This window comes from Mesorhizobium sp. M4B.F.Ca.ET.143.01.1.1 (assembly GCF_004792275.1).
In the GTDB taxonomy this organism is placed as follows: Bacteria; Pseudomonadota; Alphaproteobacteria; order Rhizobiales; family Rhizobiaceae; genus Mesorhizobium; species Mesorhizobium abyssinicae.
In genome coordinates this window covers 158032-175176 of sequence record NZ_SRSR01000009.1, presented here as the reverse complement: position 1 = coordinate 175176, position 17145 = coordinate 158032, and the positions used below count along the sequence as shown (strand labels likewise).

17 protein-coding genes are annotated in these 17145 nt (G+C 65.2%); 6 read left to right on the top strand and 11 right to left on the bottom strand.

Annotation, left to right across the window (positions count from 1 at the left end):
• Window positions 1-70: 70 nt before the first annotated feature.
• The gene (efp, locus tag EN786_RS22605) at window positions 71-640 is read left to right on the top strand and encodes an elongation factor P (RefSeq protein ID WP_127284938.1); all 570 of its coding nucleotides are present in this window, start codon (window positions 71-73) and stop codon (window positions 638-640) included.
• 19 nt (window positions 641-659) lie between these two features.
• On the opposite strand, the gene EN786_RS22600 is transcribed toward efp, so the two are convergent.
• From EN786_RS22600 to EN786_RS22590, 3 genes are all read right to left on the bottom strand, one after another.
• Complete coding sequence (locus tag EN786_RS22600) at window positions 660-1760, bottom strand: glycosyltransferase family 4 protein (protein ID WP_187331446.1); 1101 nt, start codon at window positions 1758-1760, stop codon at window positions 660-662.
• Window positions 1761-1878: 118 nt separating this feature from the next.
• Window positions 1879-2535 carry a glutamine cyclotransferase gene (locus tag EN786_RS22595; protein ID WP_127284934.1) on the bottom strand — a complete coding sequence of 219 codons (657 nt, stop codon included), beginning with the start codon at window positions 2533-2535 and terminating at the stop codon, window positions 1879-1881.
• Between the two features lie 37 nt (window positions 2536-2572).
• Window positions 2573-3793 carry a helix-turn-helix domain-containing protein gene (locus tag EN786_RS22590; protein ID WP_127284933.1) on the bottom strand — a complete coding sequence of 407 codons (1221 nt, stop codon included), beginning with the start codon at window positions 3791-3793 and terminating at the stop codon, window positions 2573-2575.
• Between the two features lie 111 nt (window positions 3794-3904).
• Between EN786_RS22590 and EN786_RS22585 the strand changes: the two genes are divergently transcribed.
• Complete coding sequence (locus EN786_RS22585) at window positions 3905-4654, top strand: DUF899 family protein (protein WP_127284932.1); 750 nt, start codon at window positions 3905-3907, stop codon at window positions 4652-4654.
• A 91-nt stretch (window positions 4655-4745) separates the two neighbouring features.
• Window positions 4746-5015, top strand: a complete 270-nt coding sequence (locus EN786_RS22580) for a hypothetical protein (protein ID WP_127284931.1) — start codon at window positions 4746-4748, stop codon at window positions 5013-5015.
• A 351-nt stretch (window positions 5016-5366) separates the two neighbouring features.
• Here the strand turns inward: EN786_RS22580 and EN786_RS22575 are convergent, their stop codons facing one another.
• The 3 genes from EN786_RS22575 to EN786_RS22565 form a co-directional block, all read right to left on the bottom strand.
• Window positions 5367-6845 (bottom strand): hypothetical protein, encoded by a 1479-nt coding sequence (locus EN786_RS22575; protein WP_127284930.1) that lies wholly within the window; start codon window positions 6843-6845, stop codon window positions 5367-5369.
• Window positions 6846-6971: 126 nt separating this feature from the next.
• Complete coding sequence (locus tag EN786_RS22570; protein ID WP_127284929.1) at window positions 6972-7247, bottom strand: hypothetical protein; 276 nt, start codon at window positions 7245-7247, stop codon at window positions 6972-6974.
• Window positions 7248-7291: 44 nt separating this feature from the next.
• Complete coding sequence (locus EN786_RS22565; RefSeq protein WP_127284928.1) at window positions 7292-7558, bottom strand: hypothetical protein; 267 nt, start codon at window positions 7556-7558, stop codon at window positions 7292-7294.
• Between the two features lie 334 nt (window positions 7559-7892).
• On the opposite strand from EN786_RS22565, the gene EN786_RS22560 reads away from it, so the two are divergent.
• From EN786_RS22560 to EN786_RS22550, 3 genes are all read left to right on the top strand, one after another.
• Window positions 7893-8165, top strand: coding sequence for a helix-turn-helix transcriptional regulator (locus tag EN786_RS22560; protein WP_127284927.1), 273 nt, complete (start codon window positions 7893-7895; stop codon window positions 8163-8165).
• Between the two features lie 81 nt (window positions 8166-8246).
• On the top strand, window positions 8247-9707 hold the full coding sequence (locus EN786_RS22555) for a phospholipase D-like domain-containing protein (protein ID WP_127284926.1): 1461 nt from the start codon (window positions 8247-8249) through the stop codon (window positions 9705-9707).
• Between the two features lie 24 nt (window positions 9708-9731).
• Window positions 9732-10532 carry an endonuclease/exonuclease/phosphatase family protein gene (locus tag EN786_RS22550; protein WP_127284925.1) on the top strand — a complete coding sequence of 267 codons (801 nt, stop codon included), beginning with the start codon at window positions 9732-9734 and terminating at the stop codon, window positions 10530-10532.
• A gap of 9 nt (window positions 10533-10541) precedes the next feature.
• On the opposite strand, the gene EN786_RS22545 is transcribed toward EN786_RS22550, so the two are convergent.
• From EN786_RS22545 to EN786_RS22525, 5 genes are all read right to left on the bottom strand, one after another.
• Window positions 10542-12509, bottom strand: coding sequence for a glycoside hydrolase family 127 protein (locus tag EN786_RS22545; protein WP_135908879.1), 1968 nt, complete (start codon window positions 12507-12509; stop codon window positions 10542-10544).
• Window positions 12510-12537: 28 nt separating this feature from the next.
• A complete protein-coding gene (locus EN786_RS22540; protein ID WP_127287052.1) occupies window positions 12538-13395 on the bottom strand; it encodes a carbohydrate ABC transporter permease in 858 nt (285 codons plus the stop codon).
• Window positions 13395-14324: a sugar ABC transporter permease gene (locus EN786_RS22535; RefSeq protein WP_127311953.1), complete on the bottom strand. Its 930-nt coding sequence runs from the start codon at window positions 14322-14324 to the stop codon at window positions 13395-13397. The genes EN786_RS22540 and EN786_RS22535 overlap by 1 nt, the downstream gene beginning before the upstream one ends.
• 394 nt (window positions 14325-14718) lie before the next feature.
• Entirely contained in the window at window positions 14719-15960 is a 1242-nt protein-coding gene (locus tag EN786_RS22530; protein WP_127310637.1) for a sugar ABC transporter substrate-binding protein, read from the bottom strand.
• Between the two features lie 65 nt (window positions 15961-16025).
• Complete coding sequence (locus EN786_RS22525; RefSeq protein WP_127285823.1) at window positions 16026-17069, bottom strand: LacI family DNA-binding transcriptional regulator; 1044 nt, start codon at window positions 17067-17069, stop codon at window positions 16026-16028.
• Window positions 17070-17145: the final 76 nt, after the last annotated feature.

Sequence of the window (17145 nt, the reverse complement as noted above, 5' to 3'; positions counted from 1 at the left end):
GATGGCCGCCGTTGCCGATTTGTGGCAAGCAGCATTCTCAGGCCAAGAAACTCGATTGGGATTGAACACTGTGGTCAAGGTCATCGCCAGCTCCTTACGCAAAGGCAACGTCGTCGATAAGGACGGCAAGCTCTATGTCATCCTCTTTGCCGAAAACATCCACCCTGGCAAGGGCACGCCGGTGACGCAGCTCGACATGCGCCGCATCGGCGACGGGGTGAAGGTTTCGGAACGCTACCGCACCACCGAGCAGGTGGAGCGCGCGTATGTGGAGGAGCGCGAGCACACCTTCCTCTACTCGGACGCCGAAGGCTTCCATTTCATGAACCCGGAGACCTACGATCAGGTGGCGGTGACGGAAAGCGTGGTCGGCGACGCCGCGCCCTACCTGCAGGAAGGCATGCCCGTGCAGGTGTCACAGTTCAACGGTATCGCAATCGCGCTGGTGCTGCCGCAACGCGCCACCTTCGAGGTGGTGGACACCGAGCCGGTCACCAAGGGCCAGACGGCGTCCTCGTCCTACAAGCCGGCGGTGCTTTCCAACGGCGTGCGCACGGCAGTGCCGCCGCACATTTCCGCCGGCACGCGCGTGGTGGTGATGACGGCCGACGGCTCCTACGTCGAGCGCGCCAAGGACTGAGTTCAGGACGAGTCCAGACCTACCAGAGCTCGCCGGCGACCAGGCGGGCCGCTTCCTCGTGACCGCGCGACAGGGCCGGATCGGCGCCGAAGATCCGCGCATTCGACGACCATGACTGCAGCCGGCCCGGCGCCTTGCCCCGGCTGATCGCCGCGATCAGGTCACGGCGCGAGCACGCGCCCGGGATGACGAGGCCGGCATCGGCCTTCTCCACCAGATGAGCGAAGCCGCAGGTCTCGGTGAGGATGATCGGCAGCCCGTTGGCCAGCGCCTCGACGATGACCGTTCCGGTGGTCTCGATGCGCGCTGGGTGAACAAGCAGGTCCGCCGCCGCCATGATGGCGGGGATATCATCGCGAAAACCGAGGAATCTTATGTTGCCGCGCAGCTGCCGCGGCACGCCGCGCAGCACATGGCCCGCCATCGGAGTGCCGGCGGCGATCCCTGCGACCAGCCAGACGCAGTCGGGGAATGCCTCAAGAGCGCGCGCCACGCGGTCGAACCCCTTCACCCATGCCGCCCAGCCGATCGACAGCCAGGTCTCTGCCCCCGCCCCGATGCCTAGTTCCGCCCGCATGCGCTCGCGCGTTCCGTCGCTCCGCAAATGCGGCATCCGCCGCGCCGGGTCGAGGTTCGGCGAGATCCGCCGGAAGCGGCCGTCCGGCGTCTTCCAGATGCTTTGGTATTCGCTCTGCTGGCGCTCGCTGAGCATGATCAGGCTGGTGCGGGCGCCGGGCGCGAAACAACCCTGCTCGAGCTGCATCTGGGTGCGGTAGCGCGGCGAGAAGGTGCGCCAGGCACCTTGTTTGACCTTGGCGTAGGAGCGATCGCCGGAATAGTAGATGTCGAGCATCGGCAGCTTGTTGAAGCCGACGATGCGGTCGAAGTCGCGCCGCTGCGCGGCGAGTGCCGCGCCCAGCGCCACGTCGCGGCCGGGATTGGTGGGGTTGGTGGTCTTGACGATCCGGACCTGGCAGCCCGGATCGATCGCGCCACGTATTTCCGTGGTCAGGATGGTGACGTCGTGGCCGGCGGCGGCGACGTGCCTGGCAATCGACAGGCAATCGCGCTGCAGCCCGCCGAAAGACGACAGATTGCTGATCGCCATGCCGAAACGCATGAAGATACTTCCCCAAAGCCTTCCTGCTTTTATCTTTTCTTTCAGAGGCCTGGCAAGCTCGAGGCGCGCTTCGAGCGCCTCTATCACGAAGTTCTGAACGCGTCTTCGGCTTCGCCGGCTATTTGTTCGCCGCCGTGGAGGGGTGCACCGGGCGGCGTACCGCCCGCACCTTGCCGCTGTTGCCGCCGCCGCAGAAGAAGCAGCCGCCGCCATCCGACTCAAGCCCGGACACGCCGGTTCCAGCCGGCATCTCCAGCATCTCGAGCACCTCTCCAGTGCCGGGATCGATACGCCGCAGATCGCTCTCATCGCCTTCCCAGGTGCCGTGCCACAGCTCGCCGTCGACCCAGGTGACGCCGGTGACGACGCGCTTGGACTCGATGGTGCGGATCACCTTGCCCGTTTCGGGATCGATCTGATGGATCTTGCGGGCACGGTATTCACCGACCCAGAGCGAGCCTTCCGCCCAGGTCAGGCCGGAGTCGCCGCCATTGCCGGGGGCCGCAATGGTGGCGACCACCTCGCCGGTCTGCGGCTCGATCTTCTGGATGCGGTCCTCGGCGATCTGGTAGAGGTGCTTGCCGTCAAAGGCGGTTCCGGCATGCGCGGCGACATCGATCGAGCGCAGCGTCGCCCCGGTCTCGGGATCGAGCGCGTTGAGCTTGTCGCCGGAGGCGAACCAGACCTTTTCGCCGTCGAAGGTCACGCCGGCGACGGTCTTGACGCCGGGAAAGGGCCCGTATTCACGCAGGATTTCGGCGGCGGCTCGTTTCATCTTGATCTCCATCGATTTGAACAATCTCGCCACTAACCTAGTCGCTGGGCAACGGACCTGGGAGTAACAACACAGTCGGGAATGCCGGCATCGGCGGCGTCATCCAGCGCCGGGCCCTGCCGCGGCCGACCGGCTGCACCTTGTGTTGCCCCGAAAGCTCTTCCAGCGCCCGCTGCACGGTGCGCGCGCTGGCGCCGAGCGCGATCGCCAGCGCTGAGCTCGACCATGACTCGCCGTCGGCCAGGAAGGCGAGCACCGCGCCGTGCTCTTCCTCGACAGGGGGCGCCAGCACCACGACCTCGCGGGCGCGCCGCGGGGCCAGCTCGAAGCCCTGGGCCGTGGCGTTGATCTCGGCGAATGCGCCGAGCTCGGCGCGCAGCCGGCCCATCTCGACCCGCAGCCGGGCGCGATGCGATTCATCGGCATGCCTGGCGCGAAAAGCGCGTCTGAGCAACGCCTCCCGCGATGCGTCCGCCGGCCAGGCTTCGGCAAGCGTGCGCGCCAGCGCAAACAGCACCGGCCGCGTCGCCAGTTGAACCACCGCGCCCGCCTCGCGCACGACATTGCGGCAGGCATCGACGACCAGCGCCTGCGAGGCCAGCAGCGCCTCGACCTCTTCGAGCAGGAGCAGTCTCTCGGAACCTTGCGCGATGAGCCGCGCGGCGGGCATCTTCAGCACCAGCGAAGCGTTTTCCACCTCGGTCGTGAGCGCCGGTATGTTCGCCTCATAGGCGGCGAGCGCTGCCCGGCCGAGCGCGGCCCGCGCCGCCTTTGTCCTCAGGCGCCGGACCGCGATGCCGGCGGCCGCAAGCTCGTGCGCGACGCGCGCGACCGGCGGCAGCGGCGTGGGGTCGAAGCCGGCAAGCAGACGTTCTGCTTCGTCGAGGCGGCCGATCAGGATGAGGCGGCGCGCTTCCAGGCTTCCCGCATAGGCGGCGTTGACACGGTCGCCATGCCCTTGAAGCGTCGCTCGCGCCGTCCGCAGCGCCTTTTGCGGCCAGCCGAGATCGCGTGATACCAGCGCGATCTCGGCCTCGGCGACGACGCAGCGCGCGCGCGCCACCGCCTCTTTCGGGCTGAACGCGCGGGCAGCGCTTTTGAGCAGCGCCTTTGCCCGCTCGAGATCGCCGAGCTGGGCCATGGCGATGCCGCGCAAGGCCAGCGCCGGCGCGTCGTCGCGCAGCGCGACCCGCTTCAAGGCGCCGAGCGGATCACCCGCCGCGAGCGCGCGGCCGGCTGCGGTGATCAGCGAGTCCATGCAGGGCCCGCCGGCGCAAATCCCGTCACACTTGTAACTCTCATCATCGCGCCATCCGGCCCTATGTCTGTCCTCGCACCCCAACCAAACCGAAAGAATGGGACAAGAGCAATGACCCAACACATGAAGACACCGCCGATCGTTTCGCAGGAGGCCTGGGAAGGCGCGTATGAAGAGATGCTCGTGAAGGAGAAGGCGATGACGCGGGCCCGCGATGCGCTCGCCGCCGAGCGCCGCCGCATGCCATGGATGGCGGTCGAGAAGGACTATATGTTCGACGGCCCGAACGGCAAGGCAAGCCTGCTCGACCTATTCGAAGGCCGCCGCCAACTGGTCGTCTACCGCGCCTTCTTCGAGCCCGGCGTCTATGGCTGGCCGGAACATGCCTGCCGCGGCTGCTCGCTGGGCGCCGACATGGTCGGCAACGTTGCCCATCTCAACGCCCGCGACACGACGCTTGCCTATGCCTCGCGCGCGCCGCAGGCCGACATCGCGCGGCTGAAGAAGCGGATGGGCTGGGAGATGCCCTGGTACACGATCACCGACAGCTGGGACAAGGATTTCGGCGTCGACGAATGGCACGGCCACAACGTGTTCATCCACGACGGCAGCCGCATCTTCCGCACCTATTTCATCAACAATCGCGGCGACGAGGCATTTGGCACCGTCTGGAGCTATCTCGACGTCACCCCGCTCGGCCGCCAGGAGATATGGGAGGATTCGCCCGAGGGCTATCCGCAGACCCAGACCTACAAATGGTGGAACTGGCACGACAACTACGAAGAGGGCGCCGCCCCCGACCAGAGATGGGTCGAGGTGTCGGATGTCGGCGAAGCGGCCTTCCGCAACAAGGACGCCTGAGCGCGAAGCGACTCTGGCGGTGCCAGCCGCACCGCCAGAGTCGATCCCCGATCGGGCCTTGACGGCCCTTACCCCTTGGAAAGTGGATACAATGAGCAGCGAAAACGACGTCGCCCTTGCGGCGGCTGATTCCCCTCGCCCCAACGACTTGAGCGGCTTCGGCCTCGCCGACTGGCTCTGCCTGGCGGCAGCACCGACCTTCGCGGTCATGGCGCTGCTGACCGCCGCCTATGGCGGCCACGACATGATGTGCATGCCCGGCCCCGGCGCCTCCATGCTCAGCGGCATGGTGCCGATGTATCTGCTGATGGCCGGCTTCCACCTGACACCCTGGCTGCGGCTGGTGGCGAGGCGCAGCTGAATTCTGCCGCCTTCGCCCTTTGCACGGGAGGTTTCGTGCTTACGCGCTGCGAAATCAGCCAAATTGCGTGCCGGTGCGGCTTTGGAAATGCCAGGCACTGCAGCAGGGTTGCTCCGCCAGCCCACGGGCATTACGCCAAAGAAGCCGAGACACCCAAACAGTTCGGCCAGCATCACGGCGAGGACATGCCCCCTCCCCGGCGCGTTCGTCTGCGGACGCCAATCGTCACTTCGAGTTCATCGCCTTCTCGCGCGTGACCCGCCACAAGGACGAGATCACCACCGGTTTGCGCCGTAGGTTACGGTGCCGGGCGCTTCCACCACAAATTTGGTGACGTGCAGGCCAAGAGGATCATATCTCGGTAATCGGCAACTCAACCGTGACCGCAGGCTGGCGCAGGAACCGCCGGTAGTCGCGTATCAGGATGCCCGGAACCGAAAGGGTCCGCCGCACGGAACCATCCGACTTGCGAAGCTGATACTCTGATTTCACCTGCCCGTCGCGGCTGAAGCCCGACGGACTGCTTGGGTCGACCTTGACGATGCTGCGAACTTTGTCCTGGTAGTCGACGATTCCTTGAAGGATGTCCTTGATCGACGTCGCGATCTCCGTGCGATCCTCGGGGCGGTCGATCACGGCATCGAGCAGTTCGCCGAGCTTGCGCAACGGCACCAAGCGGTCTTTGTTCGGATCGCCGTTTCGAAAGGCGATTTCGACGTCGACCAGGCTGAGAAGGGACACGAACTCTTCCTTGATCAGAAAAATTCCGACGTTCACGGGCCGCGCAGTCGGGTTTTGAGCCGTCTTCTCCATGACGCTCTCGGTCTCCTCGTCCGTCTGCGTGGATGCCGTTCCGGTGACCATGCGTTGCTGACGGACGCGGTTCGCCTCGGAAACTTGAGTGTCGATGGCCGATGCGGTCGATTCTGCGAATTCCTCTCTGACCTCGTTGGTTGCCCCCCTCGCATGAACCTGGGCGTCCGCGCTACCCTCCCCGAATCCGACGGACGCTTCCCCGTGGAAGCTCCCGTCGAAACCATAATTGTAGTTATTCCTGCCGAACCTCGCGTCGGCGGTATCCTTGATTTGCTTGTTGAAATTGCTCTTCGCTTCCTGGTCCTGGCTGTCCATCACAGTGGAGGTCAGTTCGGTGCTCTTCGACGTCTTCTTCTTGACGATCAGCTTGTAGGTCATCGATCCGCCTGGCGACAGGCTGACGGAACCGACCATGTCATCGCGCGCCAGATCTCCGCGGAAGCTCGCAAGCTGATAGTGTTCCACCAGGAAGAGCTGTGGTCGCAGGTCCGTCGGCGCGGTCACGCCGCCCAGCGTGAAGGGCACGCCCAACTCCCTGAGCTTCAACTGGAGCGGGTTCAACGACAGCTGGAAGAAACCGGCCTGGGCACCTATGTAGTTCGCGATAATCCCCGGCTTGATCATTGGAGGCTGCGAGGCAATCACGGCGGGAGGCCAAGGAACATTCGGACCTGGCAGGTCGATGGTTTCCCTGAACTTGGCCGAAGCACGGAAGATCGCCGGCGTCGAGAAGCCGTACTGGATCGTGTCCATGCCCGGTTCAAATCCAAGCAGTGAAAAGGCCTTTAGCAGTCCCTCCTCGGTCTTGAGGTCGAGGGGTGGAATTCGCATCGGCTCCGGGGGCGCCGCTGCGCCCGAATACCCGGTGAAAACGCCGCGTTTCAGGCCTAGCGATATGAACACCGGCTCCGGCCGGAAAGGCACGGAATCCTCGGGGTTGACTTGCACGCTGACGCCCAGGCCTTGTGCCGGTTCGGCAACGTTCGGATTGCTCGCCATTTGCTCGTTCGGCATGATGTGTCACCCTTTCCTTGCAGAAAGCCCAAGCCGGCGAACCGACGTCACCTCGAAAATCTCTCGGGCTGAGCCTGACGTCGCGCTTCGTGGTCTCTCTGCTTCTGCAGATGAATGTCGGCGATGTCAGACGCCCGATGGGCACGCTCCGTCGAACGCGGCCCAGCCGGGCATGGACTGGTTTGCCCGGCCTACCATCGCAGCTACCGTATCCGCCGCCGCTTCAGGGGAAGGCGCATAGATGCGGAGCGTGAATGTCTGGCGGCCCAGGAACGTCACACAGAACGCAAACGGACCAATCGTCCGGTCGCCCGTGCTGTCGATCGTAACCTGTCCACCCGACAGGTCGTACTCGCCGAAAGCCGAACCAACTATATCCAGGAATTCAGCGGCACTGCTCATCGTCCTGCCTCCGGAATCGTTCCGCTCTACTCATCCGAAATGGGTCATCCGAAATGGGTCGTGACATCTACAGTCGCGTTCTGTCCCACGTCGACAGTACGTTCCGCCGTCGCCTCCGGATCGTCAGCACGCTGGGCGTTCCAGCGAATCCTGCCTTGCCCGCGGCCATCTTCCTGAACCGCAATCTGCATGGTGACGCCTTCATTCATGCGCTGACTGAAGGTCATTTGGGCGCCACCAAGGTTCAAGTCGATAACGCTGACGAACAGGTCGGCCAAGTCGGAATTGTGCAAATTCAATGTAATTGCCATTCATTATTCTCCATGTTCTGACCGCACAGAGGTGTAATCGGCGACCGATTCCTTGGCGAAATCGATTGTCTGCATCGAATGTTGAACAAGAAGCCCGCAACAGTGAAACTTACTAATCCCACGAGTTTGATACTGGCGCATCGGACGTTCGTCCTATATCGTTGCATCCATCGGCGGCTTGGGATGCCAGACTTCGAGGGGCTTTGGCACGTGCAGTCTTCAATGAACCGCACGCAAAACCACACACGCATGGATCACCTCCCCGGATTGACGCTACGGGAGAGAGTGCAGTGCCTAGGCACGCCCCGGTGCTTCAGAGGCCGGGCAGAGTGTCATGCATAGCGTCGTCGGCCTTTCCACGAGCAGAGGCATTGAGGCCGAGCAAGAGGAAGCAAGAGAGCGCCTGCGTCTGCGGTTCGGGCTGACCAGAGCCGAGACCGACGTTGCCCTGGAGATTCTCAAGGGTGACGGGCGGACCGCCGCTGCGGCGCGGCTTTGCATCGCGCCCACCACCGTCAGGGCACATCTCAGCCACATCTTCGAGAAGACAGGCGTCCATCGGCAAGCAGAGCTGGTCCGATTGCTGATGCAGGGAGGTCACGGGTAACAGGTCTCGCCAAGAGCGTGTCCTCGACCTGTTCCACCAACCGCATTGCCTTCCGCTTCCGCACGCACAATAGTCGGACCGATGCTGCAGGCAATCGCGAGTCACTGGTCCGAGCTTATCCTGATCCTCTCGTTGGCGATGGCGGCCGTCGGCATCGTCCACGCCATCATGACCAAGGAAGACGTGCGCGCCGCCACCGGCTGGGTCGGCGTGATGCTGCTGTCGCCCTTCCTCGGCGCGATCATCTACGCCATCGCCGGCATCAACCGCATCCGTCGCGCGACGATCAGCGCCATGCGGCCGCTTTCCGGCGAGGCGGCTCTGGCCAAGCAGGAGCGCGACATCGCCGCCGAGGATTTGATCACGGCCGAGTACGGCCAGCGCTTCGTCGGGCTGAAGACGTTGGGCGACAGGGTGGCACGCCGTGCTCTGACTTCAGGAAACGCGATCGCCGTCCTGGAAACGGGCGACGAGGCCTATGCCGCTATGTGCCACGCCATCGACGGCGCGGAGCGCAGCGTGCTGCTCGAGACCTATATCTTCGACAATGACGCCGTCGGACAGCTGTTCGTCGAAGCGCTCGGCCGCGCCGTCCGGCGCGGCGTCGCCGTGCGCGTGCTGATCGACGCCGTCGGCGTGCGCTACTCCGTGCCCAGCATCCTCAAACAGCTCAAGGAGGCGGAGGTCAGCACCGACCTCTTCAACGGCAACATCGTCATGGGCCTGAGACTGCCCTATGCCAATCTGAGAACGCACAGGAAGATCCTCATCGTCGACGGCACGGTGGCGTTCACGGGAGGCATGAACATCCGCAAGGGATTCTCCGCCGAATTCGCCGGTTCCGACAGTTCCAGGGACACGCATTTCAAGGTCAACGGGCCGGTGGTGGCCGACCTGTTCGCGGTCGCGGCGGAGGACTGGCGCTTCGCCGGCAACGAGGCCCTGAAGGGCGAGACCTGGCAGGTGGCGGCACCCTTGTCGGCGCCCGGCCAGCCAATGCTGGTGCGGGCGGTGGCGAGCGGACCGGATGCCTCGAACGAAACCAACCACAAGCTGCTGATGGGCGCGTTCTCCGTCGCGCGCAAATCGATCCGCATCATGTCGCCCTATTTCCTTCCGGATCGCGAACTGATCAGCGCGCTGACCACGGCGGCGCGGCGCGGCGTCGAGATCGACATCGTCGTGCCGGCGGTCAACAACCTCTTCCTCGTCGACCGCGCGATGACGGCGCAGTTCGACCAGGTCCTGAAGCATTATTGCCGCGTCTGGCGCCACGAAGGCGCCTTCGACCATTCGAAACTGATGGCGATCGACGGCGTCTGGGCCTATATCGGCTCCTCCAATCTCGATGCCCGGTCGCTGAGGCTGAATTTCGAGATCGACATGGAGGTTCTTGATGCGGACTTTGCCGCCGAGATCGAGGCACGCATCGGATCGGCCATCGCCTCCGCGCAGCCGGTGACGCTTGAGACGTTGAAGGCCCGCCCCTTCTTCATCCGCGTCTTCGACCGGTTGCTGTGGCTGGGATCGCCCTATCTATAGCGCAAGGAACAGAGCAGCAGGGCCATGGAGATAAACGGACGCAACCTGCCGGAGACCGTGCTCCTGTCGATCCGCCACAGAAAGGCGCGGAAGGCAAAGGCGACGCCGCGCAAGCGGGTCGACGGCCCCGAGATGGTGGTCGCTTCCTACAACGTCCATAAATGCATCGGCACCGACCGCAAATTCGATCCCGAACGGACCGCGCGCGTCATCCGCGAAATCAGCCCGGACGTCATCGCCCTGCAGGAGGCCGACAACCGTTTCGGTGACCGCGCCGGGCTGCTCGACCTCGCGCGGCTCGAACATGAAACCGGGCTGGTGCCGGTGCCGGTGTCCGGCAACGGCAAGGGGCACGGCTGGCGCGGCAATGTGCTTTTGTTCAAACGCGGCACGGTGCGCGACGTCCACCAGATCAAGCTGCCGGGGCTGGAGCCGCGCGGCGCGCTGGTCGCCGAAATCGATCTCGACGAGAAGCGATCGCTGCGCGTGATCGCCGCCCATCTCGGCCTGCTGCGCCGCTCGCGCTCCGAACAGGCGCGCGTCGTGCTCGACATCATGAGCAGCGCCGACGAGAGGCCGACCCTTTTGCTTGGCGATCTCAACGAATGGCGGCTCGGCAACCGCTCGGCGCTCAACACGCTGCACACCACATTCGGGCACACGCCGCCGGCGGTGCCGACCTTTCCCTCAGGGCTGCCAGTGCTTGCGCTGGACAGGATCATGGGCAACCGCAACGACATGGTCTCGGCGGTGGAAGCGCACGACACGCCGCTGTCGCGGGTCGCTTCAGACCACCTGCCGCTCACGGCTTTCGTGCATCTGTAAGATCCGGCCTCACCCCTCCCGCAGCCAGACCAGCATCTCGCCGGGATCGCGGTTGTCCCAGGCGTAGTAGGGAACCGCCTTCAGCCTCGCCTCCTCCGAAGCCGGCGGCTCGGCGCGGTAGAGGCCGTTGCGCCAATCCTCCGACGCCTCCCTTCTGCCGGTGGCCGACAGCGTGACGATGCCGCCGAGCAGGTTCGGCTCGTGATGCGCCTCGATTTCCGCCGTTCGCGGCAGGCTGATGCGGTGCAACTGGCCGGGATGGTCGGTCGCCTCGACACAATAGATCAGCGGACCGCGCGAAAGCGCGACGCGGCCGACGTCCTGGCGCACCTCCGGATTGGCGAAGAGGCGGGAGATCGACATGTCGAGGTCGAGCTCGACATGGTCGCCCTTCCGCCATTCGCGCTGGATCGCCGCGTAGCCGTCGCTCAAGACGGCATCGAGAGCCACCGCCTTGCCGTTGACCTTGAGTGCCGCCTTGCGGCACCAGGCCGGCACGCGCAGGTGCAAGGTGAAGGCGACGGGCGCCTGCGGCTCGACGCGGATCGAGACGGCGCCGTCCCAGGGATAATTGCTGGTCTGGACGAGGCTCACCGGCTTGCCCGATATCTCGAAGCGGGCGGTCGAGTCGCCATAGAGATGGACCGCCAGCGCGTCGTCGGCGAGGCCGTAGAAATAGCTGCCGATCGAGGCCACCATGCGGCCGATATTGGGCGGGCAGCACGGGCAGCGGTGCCATTTCCAGCGATTGTGGCGGCCGCGGCTCTCCAGCGGATTCTCGTAGAAGAACAGCGAGCCGTCGAGCGACAGGCCGGAGATCGAGCCGTTGTAGAGCGCCCGCTCCATCATGTCGGCGTAGCGCGCGTTGGGTCCCATGCCGAGCATGCGGCTCGACCAGAACACCAGGCCGACGGCGGCGCAGGTCTCGGCATAGGCGGTCTCGTTGGGCAGGTCGTAGTCGCTGGTGAAGCCCTCATTGTGCGCCGACGGGCCGAGGCCGCCGGTGACGTAGAGGCTCTTGGTGGTCAGGTCGTCCCACAGCCGGTCGAGCGCCGCGCGCAGCGTATCGTCGCCATATTCGGTGGCGACGTCGGCCATGCCGGAGAACAGGTACATCGCCCTGACCGCGTGGCCGACGACCTTGTCCTGCTCGCGCACGGGCTTGTGCGACTGGTTGTATTCGTAGGTCTTGAAATGATAGGCCTTCGGATCGGCGCCGCGGGCGCGCGCCTCCTCGTCGAAATAGTGCGGCTGCTGCCCTCGCTGGTCGATGAAGTATTTTGCCAGGTCCATGTATTTCTGCTCGCCGGTCGCCCGCGACAGCTTGACCAGCGCCAGTTCGATCTCCTCATGGCCGCAATAGCCCTTCTTCTTGCCGGGCTCGGGACCGAAAGTATCGGCGATGTGGTCGACATAGCGGCACATGATGTCGAGCAGCTTGCGCTTGCCGGTGGCCTGGAAGTAGGCGACCGCGCCCTCGATCAGATGGCCGGCGCAGTAGAGCTCGTGGCAGTCGCGCAGGTTCGTCCAACGCAGGCCGGGCTGGATGCGCTGGTACCAGCTCGACAGGTAGCCGTCGGGCTGCTGCAGCCTGCCGTAGAGATCGATGACGGCGTCGATCTTCTTCTCCAGCGCATCGTTGCGACGCCGGTAGAGCGAATAGGCGGCGGTCTCGATGGTCTTGCCCCAGTCGGAGTCCCAGAACATCTGCGTCGTCACCGTCGAGCCGGTGAAGCCGGGATTGGCGGCCTCGTCGGGCGACGGCGAATGGAACGGGATGACGACGCCCGGCGACGGCCGGTCGGGGTCGATCTGCTCCAGCATGCGGGCCTCGACGCAGCGCTCGTAGAGGATCTCGGCGGTGCGCGCGGCGACCGCATCGACCCGATCGCCCCAGAAGCCGCGCACGTCGACCTGCGGCACCGGCAGCGGACGGAAGGCGAGGCTCAGCCTGCCGGTGTTCTGGGCGTTGGTCATCGGCTTGCTCCATTCAATTTCGCTGTCGTCATTTCACGGCGCCGGCCATCAGGCCGCGGATGTAGAAGCGCTGCAGCGCCAGGAAGAGGATCAGGCACGGCACCATCATCACGGTGACGCCGGCCTGCACGGCACCCCAGTCGATGGCGCCGAAGCGGCCGGACTGCAGCGCCGTCATCATGATCGGCAGGGTGAACTTGGACTGGTCGGTCATCAGCACGAGCGCGGCCAGGAACTCGTTCCAGGCGCCGAGGAAGGCGAACAGCGCGATGGTGACGATGCCCGGCCAGACCAGCGGCAGCATGACCTGCAGCAGCATGGTGACGTTGTTGGCGCCGTCCATGCGGGCGGCCTCCTCGATCTCGCGCGGCACCGCGTCGAAGGCGTTGCGCATCATGAAGATCGAGAACGGCAGCTGCAGCGTGACATAGACGAAGACCAGCCCGGTCAGCGTGTTGTGCAGGCCGACCTTGGTCAGCACCAGGAAGATCGGCGTCAGGATCGACTGGAACGGGATCATGATCGTCGACAGGATGATGACGAACAGCAGGTCCTTGAAGGGAAAGCGGAAGCGCGAGAAGCCGTAGCCGGCAAGCACGCTGACGATGACGGAAAACACCACCGTCATCACCGAGACGTAGATGCTGTTTTGCGCCGGCAGCCAGAGCCCGTCGCCGAAAGTGTTGAGCGTGCCGTAATTCTCGACCGAGAAGCCGGTGGTCGGCCATGGCGGCAGCGGCGGCTGGCGCGCCTCCTGCGACGGCTTGAAGGCCGACAGCACCGTCCAGACGATCGGCGCCAGGAACAGCAGCGAGGCGATGATGCCGGTCAAGTGCTCGGCGATGCCGAGCCGGATGCGGCTGTTGCGGCTGCGCGCCTGCGCCATCAGTCGACCCCCTCCGGTTTGCGCAGCAGCCAGAGCTGGACGAGGCTGAGCACGACGAGGATCAGAAGCAGAATCATCGAAAGTGCGGCGCCGTAGCCGAGCTTGAACGACACGAAGGACTGGTTGAAGATCCAGTAGACGGCGGTCAGCGTCTGGTTGCGCGGGCCGCCGCGCAGGATGATGTAGAACTGGTCGAAGGCGAGGATGGAGCCGGCGACCGACAGGATCAGCGCCAGCGCCAGCGTGCGGCGCATCAGCGGCAGGGTGATGGCGCGGAAGCGCGCGAACGGCCCTGCCCCGTCGATCATCGCCGCCTCCTGCAGTTCCGACGGGATCGACTGCAGGCCGGTCATCAGGATGATCATGTTGAAGCCCGCGACCTTCCACACGACCATGGCGATGATCGACCAGAATGCCGGCTGGAAGGTGGCCAGAAGGTTGAACTTCTTCTCGGTCAGGCCGAGCGCGTAGGCGGCCGGGCTGAACAGGCCGGAATCGACGTTCAAGAGCCACGACCACAGCAGGCTCGCCGAAGCGAAGCCGATGACGGCCGGCATGAAGAAGGCGGTGCGGTAGACATTGGTCATCGCCCGCGGCCGCTCGATGAAGATCGCCAGCGGAAAGGCGACGGCGAAGATCGCGATCGTGACCACCAGCGTGTACCAGCCGGTGAAGCGCAGCGCGTTCCAGAAGCGCGTGTCGCGCAGGATCGCCCAGTAGTTGCCGAGGCCGATGTAGGAATGCTCGCCCATCAGCGGCCAGTTGTGCAGCGACATCCACGCCGTCATGCCGAGCGGCACGATGAAGAACACCGTGACCAGCGCCACCGCCGGCGCGACATAGAGCAGCCCGATCCACTGCCGACGCCCGGCGCCGACCAGCTTTCGCGGGCGCGCGGGGGCTGCGGTTTCTGCGGTTATGGTGGTCATGGGTAAGCACTCACTTCCCCTTCTCCCCCTGTGGGAGAAGGTGGATCGGCGCGCAGCGCCGAGACGGATGAGGGGTGCGCGAAGGATCGCCGTCCTTGCCAAGCTGGAGCACCCCTCATCCGTCGCCTTCGGCGACACCTTCTCCCACAAGGGGAGAAGGTGGAGCCTAACTGCCTGCGTCCCGCGGCATTCCGGTTAGATGAGTGCTTTCTCAACGCGATAGTCCTGCTTGGCGCTGCGTCCCCCTCCCCTCGAGGGGAGGGTCCGGCCGAAGGCCGGGGGTGGGGTCCGCCGCGACGCGCGCCGACGGGGAGATGGCGTCGAGCACTGCCGGGGCGACCCCACCCGGACCCTGCGGGTCCGACCTCCCCTCAAGGGGAGGTTGAGGGCGGCGCTACTTCTGCGGCGCCTGGTCGATGATCGACTGCATGGTCTCCTGCGCATTCGAAATCGCGCCGTCGACATCGTCGCCGAAGAAGACCTCGTTGACCATCTGCGTCCACGGACCGTTGGCGGAGTTGATCAGGTCGTTGAAAACCACCGTATAGGGCGTCTTGCCCTTGGCCATCGCCTCGGCGGCGATCTGGTAGCGCGGGTCGAGGTCCTTCAGCGCCTCCTTGGCGATGTCGCCGCGCACCGGCAGGCTGCCGTATTTGGCGAGCAGCGTCTGGCCTTCGAGCGAATAGGCGAAGTCCAGAAATTCCTTCACCACGGCGAGCTTCTTGGTGCCCTTGGTGACGACGAAATTGTCGCCGCCGGCGAAGGACGACCAGCCGCCATCCTTGCCCGGCAGGAAGGTGACGCCGTAATCGACATTCGGGTACTGCGTGTTGAGCGCGCCGATGGCGAAGGCGCCGGACGGCGAGATGCCGATGTTGCCGGCGGCGAAGGCGGCGAAGAAATTGGCGCCCGTGTCGGTCTGCGCGCCGGCTGGCACCAGATCCTTCTTGACCATCGAACGGTAGAGGTCGATGGCGCCGCGCAGCTGCGGGCTGTCCAGCGTCGCCTTGGAGCCGTCCTCGGAGAGGATGTCGCCGCCCGAAGCCCAGATCAGCGGCGTGAAGGTGAAGATGTTGCAGCCGCCGCAATTGCCGGAGAAATAGAAGCCCTTGATGTCGCCGCCGAGCGCGTTGACCTTCTCGGCGTCGGCCTCGATCTCGGCCCAGTTGGTCGGGCCCTTTTCCGGATCGAGCCCGGCCTGTTTGAACAGCTTCTTGTTCCAGATCAGCACCGAGCTATCGGCAGAGAACGGCAGGCCGTAGATGCGGCCCTTGTAGGTGCCGGTCTTCACATGCGCCGGCGACAGGCTGGCGAAATAGGGCAGCGACTTCGCCCAGTCGGTGATGTCCTCGAGCTGGCCGGCGGCCGAGAAGGACGGCGTGTAGATGAGATCGAGCGAGAGCGCGTCGGGCGCGGTGCCGCCGGCGGCGGCCGCCCCGTATTTCGGGATGATCTCGGCATTGGGGATGATGTCGAGCTTGATCTGGTTCTCGTGGCCCTTGTTGAAGGCATCGACGATGCGCGGCATGAAGTTCGAGCCGTCGGCGCGCACCCAGATGTTGGCGGTGTCGGCGGCGAAAGCAGGCAGAGCAAAAATGCTCGCGGCGAGCGCGAGCCCGGCAATCATGGTCTTCATGGTTCTCCTCCTCATTGGTTCTCCTCCCTATTGCGGCGCTCTCCCAGATCGCGCCGCGCGTTCTCCTAGCCGCCCACTGGGCGGCCGCATGACTGACGCACCACCAGCCGGCACGGCAGTTTTCGAATGCCCGGCGCGGCCGCCTGGCCGCCGACGAGCGAAAGCAGAGCGAGCCCGGCCTCGCGGCCGAGCGTGGCCAGGTTCATGTCGACCGAGGTCAGCGGCGGGCGCGTCGCCTCGGCCACGATCTCCCAATTGTCGAAGCCGATGACGCCGACATCCTCGGGCACGCCGATGCCGCGCTCGCGCAGCGCATCGATGACGCCGCGCGCGATCTGGTCGTTGCCGCAGAAGACGGCGTCGGGCATCTCGCCCCTGCCCGCCTTGCCGTCGAAGAGCTTTGCGACGGCCTCATGCCCCCAGCCTTCCGACCAGGCGCCGAGCAGCGGTTCGGCCACCGGCAGGCCGTGCTCGGCCAGCACCTCGCGATAGGCACGCGCGCGCTCATGCACGACGGCAAAACTCGCCGGCCCGCTGACATGGGCGATGCGCCGGCGTCCGAGCCCACAAAAATGCTCGACCGCCAGCCGCGCGCCGCCGGCATCGTCGGAGACGAAGGCGACCGAGCCCGGATCGGGCTGGGTGAAGGCATAGATCACCGGAATGCGCAGATTGGAGAGGTCGATCGGCAGATGGCGGTCGATGCGTTTTCCGGTGGCGATGATGCCGTCGACGCGCTTGTCGAGCATGGCCTCGACATGGAGCTGGCCAAGGCGCGAATCGTCTTCGACATTGCACAGGAAGACCGAGACGCCGGCATCGACCAGCGCATCGGAGACGCCGGCCATCAGCGGCAGCGAGAAGCGGCCGTAAGTATCGTTGGTGAGCAGCCCGACGGTGAAGGAGCGTTTTCGCAGCAGGCTCTGCGCCAGGCTGTTCGGCCGGAAGCCAAGCCGCTGCGCCGTCTCGCGGATACGCTCGCGCGTCTCCGCCGTCATCCGCCCCTGCCCGTTCAGCGCCTTCGAGGCCGTCGCCACGCTGACGCCGGCGGCCAATGCCACCTCACGTAGGGTGACCGGGGCTGGCGCTGGCAAGGCGTCGGAGGACATGTGTCGAGGCGCATCCCTGAGTTGGGAAAAGGTTTTCTCTTATCGCCCTGCGCGGTGATGACGGGTGAGGTCAGCG

What these genes read in the sequence shown, in the direction of transcription:
- EN786_RS22550 (WP_127284925.1), top strand. Translation starts at nt 9,732, where the DNA reads ATGGAGATAAACGGACGCAACCTGCCGGAGACCGTGCTCCTGTCGATC.
- EN786_RS22555 (WP_127284926.1), top strand. Translation starts at nt 8,247, where the DNA reads ATGCTGCAGGCAATCGCGAGTCACTGGTCCGAGCTTATCCTGATCCTC.
- EN786_RS22595 (WP_127284934.1), bottom strand. Translation starts at nt 2,535, where the DNA reads ATGAAACGAGCCGCCGCCGAAATCCTGCGTGAATACGGGCCCTTTCCC.
- EN786_RS22600 (WP_187331446.1), bottom strand. Translation starts at nt 1,760, where the DNA reads ATGCGTTTCGGCATGGCGATCAGCAATCTGTCGTCTTTCGGCGGGCTG.
- EN786_RS22565 (WP_127284928.1), bottom strand. Translation starts at nt 7,558, where the DNA reads ATGGCAATTACATTGAATTTGCACAATTCCGACTTGGCCGACCTGTTC.
- EN786_RS22540 (WP_127287052.1), bottom strand. Translation starts at nt 13,395, where the DNA reads ATGGCGCAGGCGCGCAGCCGCAACAGCCGCATCCGGCTCGGCATCGCC.
- EN786_RS22535 (WP_127311953.1), bottom strand. Translation starts at nt 14,324, where the DNA reads ATGACCACCATAACCGCAGAAACCGCAGCCCCCGCGCGCCCGCGAAAG.
- EN786_RS22580 (WP_127284931.1), top strand. Translation starts at nt 4,746, where the DNA reads ATGAGCAGCGAAAACGACGTCGCCCTTGCGGCGGCTGATTCCCCTCGC.
- EN786_RS22570 (WP_127284929.1), bottom strand. Translation starts at nt 7,247, where the DNA reads ATGAGCAGTGCCGCTGAATTCCTGGATATAGTTGGTTCGGCTTTCGGC.
- EN786_RS22575 (WP_127284930.1), bottom strand. Translation starts at nt 6,845, where the DNA reads ATGCCGAACGAGCAAATGGCGAGCAATCCGAACGTTGCCGAACCGGCA.
- EN786_RS22545 (WP_135908879.1), bottom strand. Translation starts at nt 12,509, where the DNA reads ATGACCAACGCCCAGAACACCGGCAGGCTGAGCCTCGCCTTCCGTCCG.
- EN786_RS22590 (WP_127284933.1), bottom strand. Translation starts at nt 3,793, where the DNA reads ATGGACTCGCTGATCACCGCAGCCGGCCGCGCGCTCGCGGCGGGTGAT.
- EN786_RS22530 (WP_127310637.1), bottom strand. Translation starts at nt 15,960, where the DNA reads ATGAAGACCATGATTGCCGGGCTCGCGCTCGCCGCGAGCATTTTTGCT.
- EN786_RS22585 (WP_127284932.1), top strand. Translation starts at nt 3,905, where the DNA reads ATGACCCAACACATGAAGACACCGCCGATCGTTTCGCAGGAGGCCTGG.
- EN786_RS22560 (WP_127284927.1), top strand. Translation starts at nt 7,893, where the DNA reads ATGCATAGCGTCGTCGGCCTTTCCACGAGCAGAGGCATTGAGGCCGAG.
- EN786_RS22525 (WP_127285823.1), bottom strand. Translation starts at nt 17,069, where the DNA reads ATGTCCTCCGACGCCTTGCCAGCGCCAGCCCCGGTCACCCTACGTGAG.